Annotated in this window: 26 protein-coding genes and 2 pseudogenes; all 28 read left to right on the top strand. The window is 36.2% G+C overall.

Translation table 11 applies throughout. The annotated features are described in order from the left end of the window. Positions 1-166: 166 nt before the first annotated feature. Complete coding sequence (locus ACXYSL_RS07860; protein WP_000379957.1) at positions 167-364, top strand: class IIb bacteriocin, lactobin A/cerein 7B family; 198 nt, start codon at positions 167-169, stop codon at positions 362-364. Positions 365-368: 4 nt separating this feature from the next. Then, positions 369-530: a Gip family bacteriocin immunity protein gene (locus ACXYSL_RS07865; protein WP_080566851.1), complete on the top strand. Its 162-nt coding sequence runs from the start codon at positions 369-371 to the stop codon at positions 528-530. Positions 531-828: 298 nt separating this feature from the next. Next, positions 829-1,098, top strand: a complete 270-nt coding sequence (gene blpJ / locus ACXYSL_RS07870) for a bacteriocin-like peptide BlpJ (RefSeq protein WP_001093246.1) — start codon at positions 829-831, stop codon at positions 1,096-1,098. Positions 1,099-1,165: 67 nt separating this feature from the next. Then, a complete protein-coding gene (locus ACXYSL_RS07875) occupies positions 1,166-1,384 on the top strand; it encodes a bacteriocin class II family protein (RefSeq protein WP_458624450.1) in 219 nt (72 codons plus the stop codon). Between the two features lie 14 nt (positions 1,385-1,398). Beyond that, positions 1,399-1,719 carry a hypothetical protein gene (locus ACXYSL_RS07880; protein ID WP_000645118.1) on the top strand — a complete coding sequence of 107 codons (321 nt, stop codon included), beginning with the start codon at positions 1,399-1,401 and terminating at the stop codon, positions 1,717-1,719. A 28-nt stretch (positions 1,720-1,747) separates the two neighbouring features. Continuing rightward, on the top strand, positions 1,748-2,152 hold the full coding sequence (locus ACXYSL_RS07885) for an immunity protein (RefSeq protein WP_458624427.1): 405 nt from the start codon (positions 1,748-1,750) through the stop codon (positions 2,150-2,152). 186 nt (positions 2,153-2,338) lie between these two features. Then, complete coding sequence (locus ACXYSL_RS07890; protein ID WP_221161133.1) at positions 2,339-2,515, top strand: Blp family class II bacteriocin; 177 nt, start codon at positions 2,339-2,341, stop codon at positions 2,513-2,515. A gap of 39 nt (positions 2,516-2,554) precedes the next feature. Continuing rightward, entirely contained in the window at positions 2,555-2,755 is a 201-nt protein-coding gene (locus ACXYSL_RS07895; protein ID WP_458624428.1) for a bacteriocin BlpI, read from the top strand. A gap of 1,136 nt (positions 2,756-3,891) precedes the next feature. Further along, positions 3,892-4,467 carry a lysostaphin resistance A-like protein gene (locus ACXYSL_RS07900; protein ID WP_458624429.1) on the top strand — a complete coding sequence of 192 codons (576 nt, stop codon included), beginning with the start codon at positions 3,892-3,894 and terminating at the stop codon, positions 4,465-4,467. A 93-nt stretch (positions 4,468-4,560) separates the two neighbouring features. Then, positions 4,561-4,776, top strand: coding sequence for a ComC/BlpC family peptide pheromone/bacteriocin (locus ACXYSL_RS07905; protein ID WP_458624430.1), 216 nt, complete (start codon positions 4,561-4,563; stop codon positions 4,774-4,776). 13 nt (positions 4,777-4,789) lie between these two features. Continuing rightward, complete coding sequence (locus tag ACXYSL_RS07910) at positions 4,790-5,110, top strand: hypothetical protein (RefSeq protein WP_000645118.1); 321 nt, start codon at positions 4,790-4,792, stop codon at positions 5,108-5,110. Positions 5,111-5,138: 28 nt separating this feature from the next. Then, the gene (locus ACXYSL_RS07915) at positions 5,139-5,543 is read left to right on the top strand and encodes an immunity protein (protein WP_458624431.1); all 405 of its coding nucleotides are present in this window, start codon (positions 5,139-5,141) and stop codon (positions 5,541-5,543) included. Positions 5,544-5,722: 179 nt separating this feature from the next. Next, positions 5,723-5,944 carry a leucocin A/sakacin P family class II bacteriocin gene (locus tag ACXYSL_RS07920; protein WP_295590069.1) on the top strand — a complete coding sequence of 74 codons (222 nt, stop codon included), beginning with the start codon at positions 5,723-5,725 and terminating at the stop codon, positions 5,942-5,944. Beyond that, positions 5,944-6,240, top strand: coding sequence for a bacteriocin immunity protein (locus ACXYSL_RS07925; protein WP_458624432.1), 297 nt, complete (start codon positions 5,944-5,946; stop codon positions 6,238-6,240). The genes ACXYSL_RS07920 and ACXYSL_RS07925 overlap by 1 nt, the downstream gene beginning before the upstream one ends. Positions 6,241-6,939: 699 nt before the next feature. After that, on the top strand, positions 6,940-7,908 hold the full coding sequence (locus ACXYSL_RS07930) for a thioredoxin domain-containing protein (RefSeq protein WP_458624433.1): 969 nt from the start codon (positions 6,940-6,942) through the stop codon (positions 7,906-7,908). 250 nt (positions 7,909-8,158) lie between these two features. Then, complete coding sequence (gene blpM, locus ACXYSL_RS07935; RefSeq protein ID WP_038804497.1) at positions 8,159-8,413, top strand: two-peptide bacteriocin subunit BlpM; 255 nt, start codon at positions 8,159-8,161, stop codon at positions 8,411-8,413. Between the two features lie 15 nt (positions 8,414-8,428). After that, positions 8,429-8,632, top strand: a complete 204-nt coding sequence (locus tag ACXYSL_RS07940) for a Blp family class II bacteriocin (RefSeq protein ID WP_198459247.1) — start codon at positions 8,429-8,431, stop codon at positions 8,630-8,632. A gap of 243 nt (positions 8,633-8,875) precedes the next feature. Then, positions 8,876-9,124: a Blp family class II bacteriocin gene (locus tag ACXYSL_RS07945; protein ID WP_458624434.1), complete on the top strand. Its 249-nt coding sequence runs from the start codon at positions 8,876-8,878 to the stop codon at positions 9,122-9,124. Between the two features lie 15 nt (positions 9,125-9,139). Beyond that, complete coding sequence (locus ACXYSL_RS07950; protein ID WP_049537864.1) at positions 9,140-9,349, top strand: Blp family class II bacteriocin; 210 nt, start codon at positions 9,140-9,142, stop codon at positions 9,347-9,349. A gap of 576 nt (positions 9,350-9,925) precedes the next feature. Continuing rightward, positions 9,926-10,210 (top strand): annotated as a pseudogene (locus ACXYSL_RS07955) (lysostaphin resistance A-like protein); the annotation flags it as partial. A gap of 353 nt (positions 10,211-10,563) precedes the next feature. Continuing rightward, a complete protein-coding gene (locus ACXYSL_RS07960) occupies positions 10,564-10,797 on the top strand; it encodes a ComC/BlpC family leader-containing pheromone/bacteriocin (RefSeq protein ID WP_000379953.1) in 234 nt (77 codons plus the stop codon). Positions 10,798-10,828: 31 nt separating this feature from the next. Beyond that, positions 10,829-11,518 (top strand): lysostaphin resistance A-like protein, encoded by a 690-nt coding sequence (locus ACXYSL_RS07965; protein WP_458624435.1) that lies wholly within the window; start codon positions 10,829-10,831, stop codon positions 11,516-11,518. A 42-nt stretch (positions 11,519-11,560) separates the two neighbouring features. Continuing rightward, complete coding sequence (gene blpZ / locus ACXYSL_RS07970; RefSeq protein ID WP_295590090.1) at positions 11,561-11,809, top strand: immunity protein BlpZ; 249 nt, start codon at positions 11,561-11,563, stop codon at positions 11,807-11,809. Between the two features lie 30 nt (positions 11,810-11,839). After that, positions 11,840-12,450 (top strand): annotated as a pseudogene (locus tag ACXYSL_RS07975) (lysostaphin resistance A-like protein). 162 nt (positions 12,451-12,612) lie between these two features. Then, positions 12,613-13,407 (top strand): cell cycle regulator CcrZ, encoded by a 795-nt coding sequence (ccrZ, locus tag ACXYSL_RS07980; protein WP_000363022.1) that lies wholly within the window; start codon positions 12,613-12,615, stop codon positions 13,405-13,407. Next, the gene (gene trmB, locus ACXYSL_RS07985) at positions 13,404-14,039 is read left to right on the top strand and encodes a tRNA (guanosine(46)-N7)-methyltransferase TrmB (RefSeq protein ID WP_458624436.1); all 636 of its coding nucleotides are present in this window, start codon (positions 13,404-13,406) and stop codon (positions 14,037-14,039) included. Before ccrZ ends, trmB begins: the two co-directional genes overlap by 4 nt. Before the next feature lie 126 nt (positions 14,040-14,165). Further along, a complete protein-coding gene (gene rimP, locus ACXYSL_RS07990; protein ID WP_000338692.1) occupies positions 14,166-14,645 on the top strand; it encodes a ribosome maturation factor RimP in 480 nt (159 codons plus the stop codon). A gap of 42 nt (positions 14,646-14,687) precedes the next feature. Further along, positions 14,688-15,824: a transcription termination factor NusA gene (gene nusA / locus ACXYSL_RS07995; protein WP_000032280.1), complete on the top strand. Its 1,137-nt coding sequence runs from the start codon at positions 14,688-14,690 to the stop codon at positions 15,822-15,824. The last annotated feature ends 3 nt before the right edge of the window (positions 15,825-15,827 follow it).

Raw genomic sequence — 15,827 nt, forward strand, 5'->3', positions numbered from 1 at the left:
TATCTTTCTTTAAAAATCTATAGGTGTGATTTGAAATAAAAAGCTAATTCAAGACGTTTCAATGACAATTCAAGATTTGGATGAAAAAAATTAATAAACAGCGATATACTAAACTTGTCAAGGTTGCAACGAGACAAAAATTAAAAATAAAAAAGGAGTATTTGTCATGGATACAAAAATGATGTCACAATTTGAGATTATGGATGCTGAGGAACTCGAAATAGTTAGTGGAGGAGGAGGCAATTTAGGATCTGCAATCGGTGGTTGTATTGGAGCAGTGCTATTAGCTGCTGCGGCTGGTCCGATAACTGGGGGAGCAGCAACACTTATTTGTGTAGGTTCAGGAATTATGTCCTCTTTGTAAGATTATGATTTTTAAATATAGTATTATTATTGCTATTAATTTACTATCTTATTTACTTACTTACAAAATATCACAGCTATCTAAGAATGATGGAAATAAGGTAGTTAGCAAAATTTTAATTATATTATCAATAGTTTATATAATTGTTGATGCTTTACTTGGTTGATGGAAATAAAAAAACTTAACTACAAACTATTAATTTACTAATATTTTTTAATTTCTGCAAGATAATAAATAGTATAGTAAAACTTTTTATTGCAAGGAGAGTAACGAAAATTAAGATATTTTAGATACTCAAGATTATTGAAATCTTAAACTAAAAAATAGGTACTGCTACCTTTAAGAAGATAGTATACGTACATACTTTTTTAGAAAAATCAAAAAGATACTATAAAAAAATTCTATTTGTTTATTGAATTTAAGACTTTGGTAAAAAAATGAAAATAAAAAAGGAGGTATTTATCATGAATACAAAAATGTTGTCACAGTTAGAGGTTATGGATGCTGAAATGCTTGCGAAAGTTGAAGGCGGGTATAGCTCCACTGATTGTCGAAATGCACTGATTGCAGGAGTCACTACGGGAATTATAACTGGTGGAACTGGAGCAGGTTTGGCCACTTTAGGAGTAGGTGGACTTGCTGGTGCATTTGTTGGAGCACACATTGGTGCAATTGGGGGTGGATTAACATGCCTAGGAGGTATGGTTGGTGATAAATTGGGACTAAGTTGGTAAGACTTATAGTGAAATTATGAGGATTCTATTCTGATTTATTTTAGTTTTTTAAAAAAGAGTATTTGTCATAGATACAAAAATGATGGAACAATTTGAGATTATGGATACTGATATGCTTGCGAAAGTTGAAGGAGGTTGGGGAGATATGCTTTCTGGTTTATTGGGTGGACTAGCACCGTCTCCAACTTTGGATCAATTAAATGGTAAGTGGCCTATTAGACATCCTTCGAAACCATGTAGTCCTTATGGTATAGGGGGAACTCTGAACTCATGTAATGGTATTTAAAAAGGATTGAAGCTATGAAGGCAAAATATGGGAATCAAATTGTTGATGTTTGGGAAATTGGTCAAGCAACTCCTAAACCAAGTTGGGTAGAGGAAGCTTTTCAAAAAAACTATATGGTTTGGTTGGATAATCATGTGCGCATTCTAATGGCAGGTCTCAACACTTCTCTCGCAACGAATATCAAGTTTGGTCTAGTTGGAACAGTTGGAGGAGGATTCGCTGGTTATGGAATGTATGTTCTTGGTTATCCAGGTGATTATATAGATATCACCAATCATAGAGTTGTTTCTGCTAAAACATTTCACAAAAGTTATCAAATTTTAGAAAATGATTAGATGTCATTTAATTGTAATGGAGAAAGCAATGAAAAAAATATTTTTAAAAAAACGGACCATCTTCCTTGCGAGATTGTTCCTAGGGCAGTTGCCCTTGCTTGTCTCTACTTATCTATTTCTATCTCGTCAATTTTTAAATTTTTCCTTAGTCCTCCAATTTCTTTTAGTGGTTATTAACTTAGCTTCTATTTTGGCTACTGTTTATCTCACTAGGGAAATGAAGATAAGAGAGTTTGAAGATGATGATTTGGTTAGTCCTAGAACCAATCAACTCATGTTCATCGGCTTGACAGGCTTTATGTCTATTATCTGTTTGTATAGAGGTATCACAGCAGGAGAATTCTATCAGCAATTAATTGCCTATATTGGCGCTGTTCTCTGCTTAATCATCATGCTTCTGCTCATTTGGGGCTTGAAGTATTATAAAAAGTAGAGGTTAATGAAGTATAAAAGGGTAAGTGTTTTCGAAATACTTACCTTTTATAATAAAGTTTTTACAATTCAAGACGTTTCGATGACAATTCAAGATTTGGATGAAAAATTTTAAAAAATAATGATATACTAAGCTTGTCAAAGTTGCAACAAGACAAAAATTAAAAATAAAAAAGGAGTATTTGTCATGAATCTAAAAATGATGGAACAATTTGAAGTAATGGATGAAGTAATGCTATCCAATATTGAAGGTGGAGTTTCATGCTTTGAAGGTGTAGTTGGTATAGGAAGTCTTGGTGCTGCAGCAGGACCTTGGGGAGCACTTGGAGGAGTGCTAGTAGGATATGCAAGTTTTTGCATGTAATAATTTTTAGCTAAAACAAAATTTTAAGGAATTATAATTATGACATTTGATATTTTAGAAAAATTTGATACAGTTGATACGAGCGAACTAACTATCATTAATGGTGGTTTAGATGCTGCACGATGTATTATTGGTACACTGGGTTCTACTATTTTAGGTGGTGCTGGTTTTGGACCTGGTGGAGCTGTTGTAGGATTTCTTGGGGGAACTGGAGCTTTTTGCTACGATACAGTTAGTTGAGGTATAAATGAAGCGTTATTTTATATTTGCAATTAGTTTTATAATGACGACTATGGTCCTAAACATTTTATTCGGATCAAATACTATTATTCATAAATTTATTGCTGTATTAGGTATTATGATGTATTACAGAGGTGTTTTTAGAGAGTATAAAAGATGTTAAAATCATTTCAAATTAGTTTAATTTCATAATCTTAATTTAACTAATTTGTACAATATAATAATCAAAGAGGCTGGGAAAAGTCTTTAAAATCAGAAAAACGCATATTATCAGGCATTGAACAACCTTGATATTATGCGTTTTATTGTAGTGAGATTCGCATTATTTTTCCTAAAAATGAGTTTTTGACTAGCCTAATTATTTGGGTACGACGAGCAGGTCAAGTATCTCATCTGAGGTGTAAGTTCTCCGTGAGCACCTGCTACTGGTGGGCTAAACAGTTACTTGTAAGCAAGATAATCATGAGGTAGTAGGAAGAGGAAGGGATAGTAGATGAGGGATTTCTGAATTCTAAAGTTCAAATAGGTCGATAGTAATGAGGAAAGATGTACAACTTATATATTGAGGAGAGATTATGATGATAGCTGAAAGCATAGTAACAACGAATCATGAGAAGTCAGTCAATCCTATAGTAGTCAGGATGATTCTATAATGGAAGAGGAGCGAAAGGCTACACAATTGAAAGTAGAATTGTCTGTTTTGATTATTTGTTTGATAGGATGGTAGTATGAAAATATAAATGGTGGCTATTGCTCATAAAATATAGGACACCCGAATAAAATGCTTATGTAACCTGAGAGAGGAGGTAGTTAAAGAAATCTTTGTAACAAATAAATATGATTGTGTTAATCATTATTTTGAAAGCAAATGATGTTTCTATTCTGCAGAGCGAAAAATATCATAATTGGTACTTTTACAATTAAATATATTCGCTCTGTTGTAAAATGAAGTGCAACACAAAAGACATGTTCATCTGATATACTAGAGTTGCGAAAAACAGTATAAAGGGAGAAGAACATGTCCACAAACTATTCTACCACAAATCAATCATACAAGTACTTATCTGAAGCTGAGCGAGGAGAAATTGAAGCTTATTTAAGCGTAGAACTCAAACCTGTGTAATAAATGTCATGCCGTGTTTGTTGGATTTTTAGTCTTTATAATAGTTACTACAGTAGGTTACACCATCAATCAAGGAGATTTTTTTCAAAACGAGCACATATTTATTATCGCAAAGACTTTCTTGATTTCACTGAGTTTTGCCTATGCGAAATGGTTTGATATGGTTTCGCTAAGAAGATTAACGAAAAAAGAAGTTCTACTTTTTATTGGAAGCTTTCTTCTTTGCGTGCTAGTAAATATAGGTTATCATAATTTTTTTACAGTTTCTTCTGGTGCAGGATATCAACACCTTGAGGCTGCTAGTACAGGAATTTCCTTATCCTTTATTGCAAGCGCGACAGTTTTTGGGCCTATTCTGGAGGAATTTGTTTTCAGAGGAATCCTTCAAGGTGCGGTTTTTGAAAATTCTTGGTTGGGTCTTGTACTGACTGCCTCTCTCTTCTCTTTCCTGCATGCACCTTATGATTTTCCTTCGTTTATTTATTATCTATTTGGAGGTTTCATGCTGGGCTTTGCTTATAAAAAGAGTCAAAATCTATCGGTGGCTATTTTAGTTCATATCTGTTATAACTGTTTATCATTCTTGTAGTAAATGTAAGTAACCAATATGACATAATATTGGACAAAAAATCTTAAAAAATAGGGAAATGGATACTATTACTGTTTAGATTAACAATATTAAATGATGGAACAATTTGAGATTATGGATACCGAAATTTTTGCGAAAGTTGAAGGAGGTTTCGGAGGTTGGGGAGATATGATTTCTGGTTTATTGGGTGGGCTAGCACCTTCTCCAACTTTGGATCAATTAAATGGTAAGTGGCCTATTATACATTTTTCAAAACCATGTGGTCCTTATGGTATAGGGGGAACTCCAAACTCATGTAATGGTATTTAAAAAGGATTGAACTATGAAGGCAAAATATGGGAATCAAATTGTTGATGTTTGGGAAATTGGTCAAGCAACTCCTAAACCAAGTTGGGTAGAGGAAGCTTTTCAAAAAAACTATATGGTTTGGTTGGATAATCATGTGCGCATTCTAATGGCAGGTCTCAACACTTCTCTCGCAACGAATATCAAGTTTGGTCTAGTTGGAACAGTTGGAGGAGGATTCGCTGGTTATGGAATGTATGTTCTTGGTTATCCAGGTGATTATATAGATATCACCAATCATAGAGTTGTTTCTGCTAAAACATTTCACAAAAGTTATCAAATTTTAGAAAATGATTAGATGTCATTTAATTGTAATGGAGAAAGCAATGAAAAAAATATTTTTAAAAAAACGGACCATCTTCCTTGCGAGATTGTTCCTAGGGCAGTTGCCCTTGCTTGTCTCTACTTATCTATTTCTATCTCGTCAATTTTTAAATTTTTCCTTAGTCCTCCAATTTCTTTTAGTGGTTATTAACTTAGCTTCTATTTTGGCTACTGTTTATCTCACTAGGGAAATGAAGATAAGAGAGTTTGAAGATGATGATTTGGTTAGTCCTAGAACCAATCAACTCATGTTCATCGGCTTGACAGGCTTTATGTCTATTATCTGTTTGTATAGAGGTATCACAGCAGGAGAATTCTATCAGCAATTAATTGCCTATATTGGCGCTGTTCTCTGCTTAATCATCATGCTTCTGCTCATTTGGGGCTTGAAGCATTATAAAAAGTAGAGGTTAATGAAGTATAAAAGGGTAAGTGTTTTCGAAATACTTACCTTTTATAATAAAGTTTTTGCAATTTAAGACGTTTCGATGATAATTCAAGATTTGGATGAAAAACTTTAACAAACAATGATATACTAAACTTGTCAAAGTTGCAACAGGACAAAAATAAAAAAGGAGTATTTTTCATGGATACAAAAATGATGGAACAATTTGAGGTTATGGATACTGATATGCTTGCGAGTAAAGTAGGAGGAAAAACAATATATTACGGTAATGGTTTATATTGTGATAACTCTAAAGGTTGCTGGGTAAACTGGCCTGAAGCTATAAATAAAATTCTTACTAATTCTATTGTTAATGGATTTTCAGGTGGGAATGCAGGTTGGAATTCGGGGGGACCTTTATAATGAGAGGTTTAAAGTGGTTTTCTGGAGGAGTTGAAAGACGCCGTGAAGCTATCATCATATTAGAAAAACTTATTCAAAATATAAAATGTGATTCTCAACTTCTCCCTTTGAAAAATATATTGATTTCTTACGAATATGAATTAAAGAAAGGAAGTGTATCGATTCCTTATACCCTTAGTCGAATGAACATTGAAATTTCGAATGTATTAATTGAAAATGGACTACATTTATCTGAAATTCAGTCTGATCAGATAAAAAAATTAAGAGAATTATCTAATATTAGATATGGATACTAGGGTGTAGTCCAGGTGATATGTTAATTATAGTTTATGTATTTCTAATATTTTTATTGTGACTCTGGATTTGAGTGAAAAAAATTAAAACAGTGCTATACTAAACTTGTCAAGGTTGCAACAAGACAGAAAACTCAAATTAAAAGGTAAGTGTTTTTGAAATACTTACCTTTTATAATAAAGTTTTTGCAATTCAAGATGTTTTGATGACCATTCATGATTTGAGTGATCCAAGGTCAAAATGGGTGCTATACTAGCAGTGTAAAGGTTGTAGCTCAACTAAGATAAAGCACACATTTAGGAGGAAATCTTATGAAGAAAAAAATATTAATCATTTTCATCTTGTATCTGATCATGTCTATCTTTCTTTATCCGCTTAGGGAAAGTATTTGGTATCAGCTATTTTATACTATAGCCTATGTGATTGCAGTTATGATCTATTTTGCTTTAATGAAAAAGAAAGGAGCAAAGAAATGAAAACTTTTCTTGCTAAAAAACGGAACATCTTCCTTTCGTTTGGGGTTTGAAGTATTATAAAAAGTAGAAGCTAATGAATTATAAAAGGTAAGTGTTTTCGAAATACTTACCTTTTTTAATGAAGTTTGTACAATTCAAGATGTTTCGATGACCATTTAAGATTTATATGAATTTGTAATCTTAAATAAGGTAAGATAAAGCTAACAAATGTAAAGGAGTATTCTTATGAAGAAACAAAATATAAAATCGCTATTACTTGTGCCACTTGTATTTGCATCTATTACTACGGGTGTTGTATATGCAGAAGATCAGACAACTTCTTCCTCTATACAGACTAATGATAGTTCTCTTGTGGCACCAGATTTACCATCGACTAAGGAAAAGGTGGAGAAAAAACCTGCCGTTGTAACTCCAGAAGAGTATGAACAGAATGTTACGGACTTTAAAAAGATAGATATTGAAGCTGTACGTCAATCTTTTACAGAGGATCAATTGGAACATACTATTTATTTTGGTAGAAAAACTTGCTCTCATTGTCGTCAATTTTCTCCTGAATTGAAAGAATTTAATAACTTGATTGAAAAAAAGTTAGAGTATTATGATTTGGATGGTAAGGATTTTGATGGGGAGGCGAGAGAGTTTCTATTTAAAAAAGTCGGGATTCCAGGAACACCAACAATTTTGTATTTAAGAAATGGACGTCCGATATCTGGATGGGTTGGTGGGGGAGCGACTGCACAACAGGTTTATGATTATATGTACTCGAGAAACTCACCTAAGCAAACGGAAACAATAGCATCGTCCGAGGAAACAGTAACTGAAAGTGTGCATGATGAGAAAACAGGAGAGGTGAAGAATTCAAAGGAAAATTCGACTAATAACAGTGATAACAGAGAGCCATTGAAGGATAATATTCCTCCTTCTAACACTATAACTGTTCAGTCTGAAGATTTGGTAATGATAGATAAGAAGAAGCGAGGGGAGTCATCTCAGACGATTTCTGAAAATACTGAGAAGTTACAAACTCCTTTATCCAAGGTTGAGGGGAATGATTCTCCCTCCAAAACCAGTCATTTGAGTAAACAATTACTACCTAATACAGGAGTGGAAGAAAGTTACAATCTATTACGTTTAGCGGTTGCACTCTTAATTACTTCAGGTATGATTAAGTGGAGACAAAGAATTCATAAATAAAAATAGATGGTAAACAGGTGCAATGATATTATTTGTTTGTAATAACATATGGCTAGAATTTTCCTATAGACAAGAGTGAAAGGGCAAGTATGTTTTTAATGCTTGCTTTTTAAATTTTTTAACAATTCAAGACGTTTCGATGATAATTCAAGATTTGTATGAAAAAATATAATATACAGTGATATACTAAACTTGTCAAAGTTGCAACAAGACAAAAATTAAAATTAAGATTAGAATGGAGGTATTCGTTATGGATACAAAAATGATAGAACAATTTCATGAAATGGATATAACTATGTTATCCAGTATTGAAGGAGGCAAGAATAATTGGCAAACTAATGTCTTAGAAGGTGGTGGTGCAGCTTTTGGTGGCTGGGGCTTAGGAACAGCCATTTGTGCTGCGAGTGGTGTTGGAGCGCCATTTATGGGAGCATGTGGATACATAGGAGCTAAATTTGGTGTGGCTCTTTGGGCAGGAGTAACAGGTGCAACGGGTGGATTTTGATAAAAGGAGATTTGTATGAATACTTATTATAATGTAGATGAAACAATGTTAAGTGAGATCTATGGAGGTAATTCCGGAGGAGCGGCTGTAGTTGCTGCTTTAGGTTGTGCAGCGGGTGGAGTGAAATATGGGAAGTTTCTAGGACCATGGGGCGCTGCAATAGGAGGAATTGGAGGAGCAGTGATTTGTGGATATTTAGCCTATAGTGCTACATCATAAAAATGGAAGCTATATTTTATGAAGGCTATATTCTATATTATTCTCTTCGCTTTCCAAACATATCTCATTTATCTATCTATAAGTACCTCTGATAAAAAACAAAAGACTATTGAATTAACATCATTGAATTGTTTTGTCATATTATTTCTAATCTATGATAAATTATTTTTTCTCTTCATTGCCTATGTTTTTTTGATAATTTTTATATTAAACTTGTTCCGTAACTGAAAAGTTAAATACTATATGAATACAAAAATGATGGAACAATTTAAGATTATGGATACTGATGTGCTGGCTAGCATTGAGGGAGGAACTGATTGGGGAACAGTAGGAAAAGGAGCTGTCTATGGAGCAGGTATCGGAGTTGCTATGTGTGCGGTAGGAGGACTCCTTACTGGTGGTTCCACATGGGCTATGACTGCTGGCTGTGCTTGGGCTGGAGCTAAACTTGGTGGTTCTTTTACTGCAATTGCTGATAATATTTGGCCATAGAAGGGAGTAGAAATTATGTTTGATTACAAAATAGTAGACAATCAAGAATTAAGTAATATTTCTGGAGGTGGATTGGGAGGAGATGTAGTTGTAGGAGCCTTGTCGGGTGCATTTCAGGCAGGACAATCTTGTATCGCTGGAGGCCCTCAAGCTTACTTGATTTGCGCAACAGGGGGCGCTATAGTAGGTGGCATTATAGCTTTTGGATTGAGACCCCCAAAATAGTTTAAAAAAGGAATGGGTATTAATATGTTAAATGAAACTATGATTCAGCTTATACTCATTGCAATTTGTTGTGTGTACATTATTTTTAACACCAAGGCTGATAAAAACCCAAAGAGAGGATATCGTACGGCTTTGTACCTTTTCGTTATGGCTGGTATTATATCCTATATTATGAATTATCTGAATTGGTTAGATTTTTTCTTACTGATAACTCCGATAATGTGTCTATTTAAATTTGAAGATAAATGGAGTTAGCAACATTTGACACTTCAATAGGTTATTAACTATCCTTTGGCTCATTGTCAACTGTAGTGAGTTGAAGAAAAGCTAAGATCGAGAAAGGACGAATTTCGTCCTTTCTTTTTTGAGTACGACGGGCATGTCGTGTATTTGATGTGTAAGTCCTCCGTGTGCACCCGCTACCGATGAATTCAATAGCGATTCTCAAGCCTGACTATCGTGAGGTAGCGGGGAGAAGAAGGCATAGCGAAATCGTGGCTTAAAGAACAGGAATGTTATAGTAAGACACGTTTAGAGGATAAAGTGGCTTCACACTCTAAAGCACAAATAGGTATACTGATGGAAGAGTTAATCTATAGAGGATTACTTCAACACACCTTTTTTAAACATTCGCGATTTGGCCTTGATTTGCTCCTTCCTTCCATTTTATTTGCACTTCCTCATTTTTCAAGCCTACCTAGTTTGTTAGATATTTCCGTCTTTGCAACATTTGGAATCATCCTTGCCGGTTTGACCCGCTATACCAAGAGCATTTATCCATCTTATGCGGTGCATGTTATCAATAATATTGTCGCGACATCACCATTTTTGCTGACTTTTTTACACAGGATATTTAGCTAAAAATAGTGGAGTAAAAATAATTATCGATTCTAAGAAGAGACTGGGACAAAAGTCTAATCTTAAATATAAAAAGCGAACAAAATCAGTTATCTAACACTCAGAATTCTGTCTTGTTCGCTTTTTTGTCTAATCTATCGATTTTAAAAATTTATAATATAGAATTCCTAAAATCAAAATCTTTTTGTCCCAGTCTCTTCTTATTAGTTGATTGGGAAGATTGTGCTCTTTGAGTAATTCAAGATGTTTCGATGACAATTCAAGATTTGGATGAAAAAAATTAATAAACGATGATATACTAAACTTGTCAAAGTTGTAACAAGACAAAAATTAAAAATAAAAAAGGAGTATTTGTCATGGATACAAAAATGTTGTCACAATTTGAAATTATGGATACTGAGATGCTTGATCATATAGAGGGTGGAGATGTATCTGATATTTATAGAGGGTATGCTTATCAGGGAAGTCCATTTGGTTCTTACCCTTCTATATTAAAAAATTCAGGTCCTTTTCCAGTAAGTGGGTACTGCCCGCGTGGTTATCGTGACCTTGGTTATATAGGAGCAGGTTTTCATTTATGTGGAATATAGGCTGAAATATGAGAAATGAGGAAGAATTTCTATGAAAAAGTATCAGCTTCTCTTCAAAATAAGTGCAGTCTTGTCTTACCTATTTTTCGTATTTGGACTTTCTCAGCTGACGCTTATCGTCCAAAACTATTGGCAATTTTCTTCTCAGATAGGCAATTTATTCTGGATTCAAAATATCTTGAGTTTACTTTTTATTGGAGTCATGATTGTGGTTCTTGTTAAGACAGGCCATGGTTATCTCTTTCGCATTCCAAGAAAAAAATGGCTTTGGTATTCGATTTTGACAGTATTAGTGGTAGTGTTCCAGATCTCTTTTAACGTTCAGACAGCTAAACATGTTCAGTCAACTGCGGAAGGTTGGGCTGTATTGATTGGTTATAGTGGGACTAACTTTGCAGAGCTAGGTATTTATATAGCCCTGTTCTTTCTGGTTCCACTGATGGAAGAGTTAATCTATAGAGGATTACTGCAACACGCTTTCTTTAAGCATTCGCGATTTGGTCTTGATTTGCTTCTTCCTTCTATTTTATTTGCTCTCCCTCATTTTTCAAGCCTGCCTAGTCTGTTAGATATCTTCGTCTTTGCAACAGTTGGAATCATCTTTGCTGGTTTGACCCGCTATACCAAGAGCATTTATCCATCCTATGCGGTGCATGTTATCAATAATATCGTAGCGACATTACCATTTTTGCTGACTTTTTTACATAGGGTCTTAGGGTGAAAAAACCAAAAGGCTTGCTTTTTAGCTATAGAGGAGGTTATCATGTATAAACACTTATTTTTCCTAGATTCAAAAACCGTAGACTGGCTGACACCTTATATTCTAGTCTTGTCTTCTGACACCATTGCCTTTAATGTTTTTGTGTTAACCTTTGTATCTGCGGCGGTCTTTTCTTCCCTGAATCCCATGCTAGCTTTTATAGTTATATTTTTGGGGGCTGGCTATGTTGTCGGATTTTGGTTACTAAAATGGTTTGTTTTGGAAAGACTAGAGCTCAAGGATGACTTGTAGGGAAGTTTGTTTGTTGAGGAGGATAGCTTTATGGCCATTTTCAATAAGTGCCACGCCTTGTTTTTGGATTTTTAGTATTTGAAATCCTTGGTGCAGCGGGTTATTCCATCAATCAAGGAGATTATTTTCAACACCAGTACACATTCATTGCTGTAAAGAGTCTCTTGCTTTTCCTTAGTTTTGGCTATGCGAAATGGTTTGATATGATTTCTTTTGGGATTTTAAGCAAGAAACAACTCTTGCTCTTTATTGGAATCTTTTTTCTCACTATGCTGGTAAATATAGGCTATCATGCTTTTTTCTCAGTTGCTTCTGGTGCCTCGGCTCAACACCTTGAGGAAACGAGTAAAGGACTCCCGCTTTCCTTTATTGTAAGTGTTACAGTTTTGGGACCAATCCAGGAGGAACTCATGTTCAGAGGACTTCTTCAGGGAGCTATATTTGAAAATTCTTGGTTAGGGTTTGTACTGACTTCCTCTCCCTTTTCTTTCATGCATGAACCTTATGATGTGCCTTCGTTTTTCTATTATTTACTTGGGAGCTTGTTACTGGGCTTTGCTTATAAAAAGAGCCAAAATTTGTGGGTTTCTACTCTAGTCCACATGTCTTACAACAGTTTGCCACTTTTAACTTATTTCTAAAAATCATGAAAAGGTAAGCAGAAGACGGTGCTTGCCTTCTTTAAACTATAATGATAGCCTGAACCAATTGAGATGCTTTTCTTTGAGAATCAGGTGTGGAGCGGTTGACGAATAGACTAAAAACTAGTAGAATAGTAAGGAAACTTTATACGGAGGAAAGAAATGGACTTGGGTGATAATGAGCTAACGCTGACCCCTATACCTGGGAAGAGCGGCAAGGCTTATATGGGAAGCTACCCTGATGGGAAGCGCGTCTTTGTAAAAATGAACACCTCTCCAATCCTACCTGGCTTAGCCAGAGAACAAATCGCTCCTCAATTACTATGGACTCGTCGTTTGCCAGATGGCAGTGATATGTGTGCCCAGGAATGGTTGACGGGCAAAATATTGACCCCTTACGACATGAATCGCAAGCAGATTATCAATATCTTGAACCGCCTTCACCGCTCGCGTCCCTTGATGAAGCAGTTGAGCCGTTTGGGATATACCATGGAAAAACCAGTTGATTTATTGCGTTCTTGGCAACAAGAAGTACCAGAAATCTTGAAGCAGAATCACTATTTGAACAGTGTGATTGCTGAACTAGGTAAGACGGTTCCAGGCTTTAGGGAAGAGCATGCAACGATTGTGCATGGAGACCTTCGCCATAGTAATTGGATCGAGACAGAGAGTGGGCTTGTTTATCTAGTGGATTGGGATTCGGTTCGCCTGACGGATCGTATGTTTGATGTGGCGCATTTGCTATGCCACTACATTCCAGATCATCAGTGGCGCCAATGGTTGAGAGACTATGGCTATAAGTACAATCAGACAGTGTTAGATAAATTGTACTGGTATGGTCAGTATTCTTATTTGAACCAGATTGCCAAATACTGTGAAAATCAAGATTTAGACAATGTAAACCGGGAGATTTATGCCTTGCGTGTCTTCCGTGACAAGTATGGAAAGAAAAGATGAGAGTTAGAAATCGTAAAGGGGCGACAGAGTTACTAGAGGCTAATCCCCAGTATGTTGTCCTTAATCCCTTGGAAGCTAAAGGGAAATGGCGAGACTTGTTTGGAAATGATCATCCGATTCATGTTGAAGTTGGAAGTGGGAAAGGGGCCTTCGTATCAGGAATGGCCAAACAAAACCCTGACATCAACTATATCGGGATTGACATCCAAAAGTCGGTGTTGAGTTATGCCTTGGATAAGGTATTAGAAGTTGGAGTTCCTAATATCAAGTTGTTGTGGGTTGATGGTTCAGATTTGACGGACTACTTTGAAGACGGTGAGACTGATCGTCTCTACCTAAACTTTTCTGATCCCTGGCCTAAAAAACGCCATGAAAAACGTCGTTTGACTTACAAGAGTTTCTTGGATACCTTCAAGCGCATCTTGCCTGAGAATGGGGAAATCCATTTCAAGACAGATAACCGTGGCTTGTTTGAGTACAGTCTAGTGAGCTTTTCTCAGTATGGGATGAAACTCAATGGTGTTTGGTTGGACTTACATGCTAGTGACTTTGAAGACAATGTCATGACAGAATATGAGCAAAAATTCTCTAATAAGGGTCAGGTTATCTACCGAGTTGAGGCAGAATTTTAAGAAATAGCTTAAAAACCAGCCGTTTGAGTGCTAATGCTTTACATAAATTGATAAACGTGCTATACTGATAGTTAGAATATGAGAAAGAGAGGCGGGGAAATATCTTCGCCTCTTGCTTATGAGGAGGTGGACGCAATCGCAACAATCGTAGAATTAGTCAGAGAAGTTGTAGAACCTGTCATCCAAGCACCTTTTGAACTCGTGGATATCGAGTATGGAAAGATTGGCAGTGACATGATTCTCAGTATTTTTGTAGATAAACCTGAAGGAATTACCTTGAACGACACGGCAGACCTGACAGAAATTATCAGTCCTGTTCTAGACACCATCAAGCCTGATCCCTTCCCAGAACAATATTTCCTAGAAATCACCAGTCCAGGCTTGGAACGTCCTTTGAAAACCAAGGATGCCGTCGCTGGAGCAGTTGGAAAATACATCCATGTCGGGCTCTACCAAGCCATCGATAAGCAAAAAGTCTTTGAAGGAACCTTGCTGTCCTTTGAAGAGGATGAGTTGACTATGGAGTATATGGACAAGACACGTAAGAAAACCGTCCAAATTCCATACAGTTTAGTATCAAAAGCACGTTTAGCAGTAAAACTATAGAAAAGAAAGGATAGCTTTTGAGGATTCAAAAGTAAAAAGAACATGAGTAAAGAAATGCTAGAGGCCTTCCGCATTTTGGAAGAAGACAAGGGAATCAAAAAAGAAGACATCATCGACGCAGTAGTAGAGTCGCTTCGTTCCGCTTATCGCAGACGTTATGGTCAATCTGATAGCGTAGCCATTGACTTCAACGAAAAAACAGGTGACTTTACAGTTTATACTGTCCGTGAAGTTGTAGATGAAGTATTTGATAGCCGTTTGGAAATCAGCTTGAAAGATGCCCTTGCTATTAATTCAGCCTATGAGCTTGGTGACAAGATTAAGTTTGAAGAAGCACCAGCTGAGTTTGGTCGTGTAGCAGCCCAATCTGCTAAACAAACCATCATGGAAAAAATGCGCAAGCAAACACGTGCCATCACATATAATACTTACAAAGAACATGAACAAGAAATCATGTCTGGTACAGTAGAACGTTTTGACAATCGCTTTATCTATGTCAACCTTGGTAGCATTGAAGCCCAATTGTCAAAACAAGACCAAATCCCTGGAGAAGTCTTTGCTTCTCACGACCGTATCGAAGTCTATGTTTATAAGGTCGAAGACAATCCTCGTGGTGTCAACGTCTTTGTCAGTCGTAGCCATCCAGAAATGATCAAACGTTTGATGGAGCAAGAAATTCCAGAAGTTTATGACGGAACTGTTGAAATCATGAGCGTAGCTCGTGAAGCAGGCGACCGTACTAAGGTTGCTGTTCGTAGCCACAATCCAAACGTGGATGCTATCGGGACAATCGTTGGTCGTGGTGGTGCCAACATCAAGAAGATCACCAGCAAATTCCACCCAGCTCGCTATGACGCCAAGAGCGATCGTATGATTCCTGTAGAAGAAAACATCGACGTTATCGAGTGGGTAGCAGATCCAGCTGAGTTTATCTACAATGCCATCGCACCTGCAGAGGTTGACCAAGTTATCTTTGATGAAAACGACAGCAAACGTGCCTTGGTCGTTGTACCTGATAATAAGCTTTCTCTTGCCATCGGTCGTCGTGGACAAAACGTTCGCTTGGCAGCTCACTTGACGGGTTACCGTATCGATATCAAGTCTGCCAGTGAGTTTGAAGCTATGGAAGAAGCAGGTCAAGTTGATTACGCAGTTGCGGATGAATTGATCGAAGAATAAAAG

It is taken from the genome of Streptococcus sp. V913 (assembly GCF_054353455.1).

What these genes read in the sequence shown, in the direction of transcription:
- ACXYSL_RS07895 (WP_458624428.1), top strand. Translation starts at nt 2,555, where the DNA reads ATGACATTTGATATTTTAGAAAAATTTGATACAGTTGATACGAGCGAA.
- ACXYSL_RS07930 (WP_458624433.1), top strand. Translation starts at nt 6,940, where the DNA reads ATGAAGAAACAAAATATAAAATCGCTATTACTTGTGCCACTTGTATTT.
- blpZ (WP_295590090.1), top strand. Translation starts at nt 11,561, where the DNA reads ATGTATAAACACTTATTTTTCCTAGATTCAAAAACCGTAGACTGGCTG.
- ACXYSL_RS07925 (WP_458624432.1), top strand. Translation starts at nt 5,944, where the DNA reads ATGAGAGGTTTAAAGTGGTTTTCTGGAGGAGTTGAAAGACGCCGTGAA.
- ACXYSL_RS07920 (WP_295590069.1), top strand. Translation starts at nt 5,723, where the DNA reads ATGGATACAAAAATGATGGAACAATTTGAGGTTATGGATACTGATATG.
- ACXYSL_RS07865 (WP_080566851.1), top strand. Translation starts at nt 369, where the DNA reads ATGATTTTTAAATATAGTATTATTATTGCTATTAATTTACTATCTTAT.
- ACXYSL_RS07945 (WP_458624434.1), top strand. Translation starts at nt 8,876, where the DNA reads ATGAATACAAAAATGATGGAACAATTTAAGATTATGGATACTGATGTG.
- ccrZ (WP_000363022.1), top strand. Translation starts at nt 12,613, where the DNA reads ATGGACTTGGGTGATAATGAGCTAACGCTGACCCCTATACCTGGGAAG.
- ACXYSL_RS07880 (WP_000645118.1), top strand. Translation starts at nt 1,399, where the DNA reads ATGAAGGCAAAATATGGGAATCAAATTGTTGATGTTTGGGAAATTGGT.
- ACXYSL_RS07910 (WP_000645118.1), top strand. Translation starts at nt 4,790, where the DNA reads ATGAAGGCAAAATATGGGAATCAAATTGTTGATGTTTGGGAAATTGGT.
- trmB (WP_458624436.1), top strand. Translation starts at nt 13,404, where the DNA reads ATGAGAGTTAGAAATCGTAAAGGGGCGACAGAGTTACTAGAGGCTAAT.
- ACXYSL_RS07950 (WP_049537864.1), top strand. Translation starts at nt 9,140, where the DNA reads ATGTTTGATTACAAAATAGTAGACAATCAAGAATTAAGTAATATTTCT.
- blpJ (WP_001093246.1), top strand. Translation starts at nt 829, where the DNA reads ATGAATACAAAAATGTTGTCACAGTTAGAGGTTATGGATGCTGAAATG.
- ACXYSL_RS07860 (WP_000379957.1), top strand. Translation starts at nt 167, where the DNA reads ATGGATACAAAAATGATGTCACAATTTGAGATTATGGATGCTGAGGAA.
- ACXYSL_RS07905 (WP_458624430.1), top strand. Translation starts at nt 4,561, where the DNA reads ATGATGGAACAATTTGAGATTATGGATACCGAAATTTTTGCGAAAGTT.
- ACXYSL_RS07940 (WP_198459247.1), top strand. Translation starts at nt 8,429, where the DNA reads ATGAATACTTATTATAATGTAGATGAAACAATGTTAAGTGAGATCTAT.
- ACXYSL_RS07960 (WP_000379953.1), top strand. Translation starts at nt 10,564, where the DNA reads ATGGATACAAAAATGTTGTCACAATTTGAAATTATGGATACTGAGATG.
- ACXYSL_RS07965 (WP_458624435.1), top strand. Translation starts at nt 10,829, where the DNA reads ATGAAAAAGTATCAGCTTCTCTTCAAAATAAGTGCAGTCTTGTCTTAC.
- blpM (WP_038804497.1), top strand. Translation starts at nt 8,159, where the DNA reads ATGGATACAAAAATGATAGAACAATTTCATGAAATGGATATAACTATG.
- ACXYSL_RS07915 (WP_458624431.1), top strand. Translation starts at nt 5,139, where the DNA reads ATGAAAAAAATATTTTTAAAAAAACGGACCATCTTCCTTGCGAGATTG.
- ACXYSL_RS07890 (WP_221161133.1), top strand. Translation starts at nt 2,339, where the DNA reads ATGAATCTAAAAATGATGGAACAATTTGAAGTAATGGATGAAGTAATG.
- ACXYSL_RS07885 (WP_458624427.1), top strand. Translation starts at nt 1,748, where the DNA reads ATGAAAAAAATATTTTTAAAAAAACGGACCATCTTCCTTGCGAGATTG.
- nusA (WP_000032280.1), top strand. Translation starts at nt 14,688, where the DNA reads ATGAGTAAAGAAATGCTAGAGGCCTTCCGCATTTTGGAAGAAGACAAG.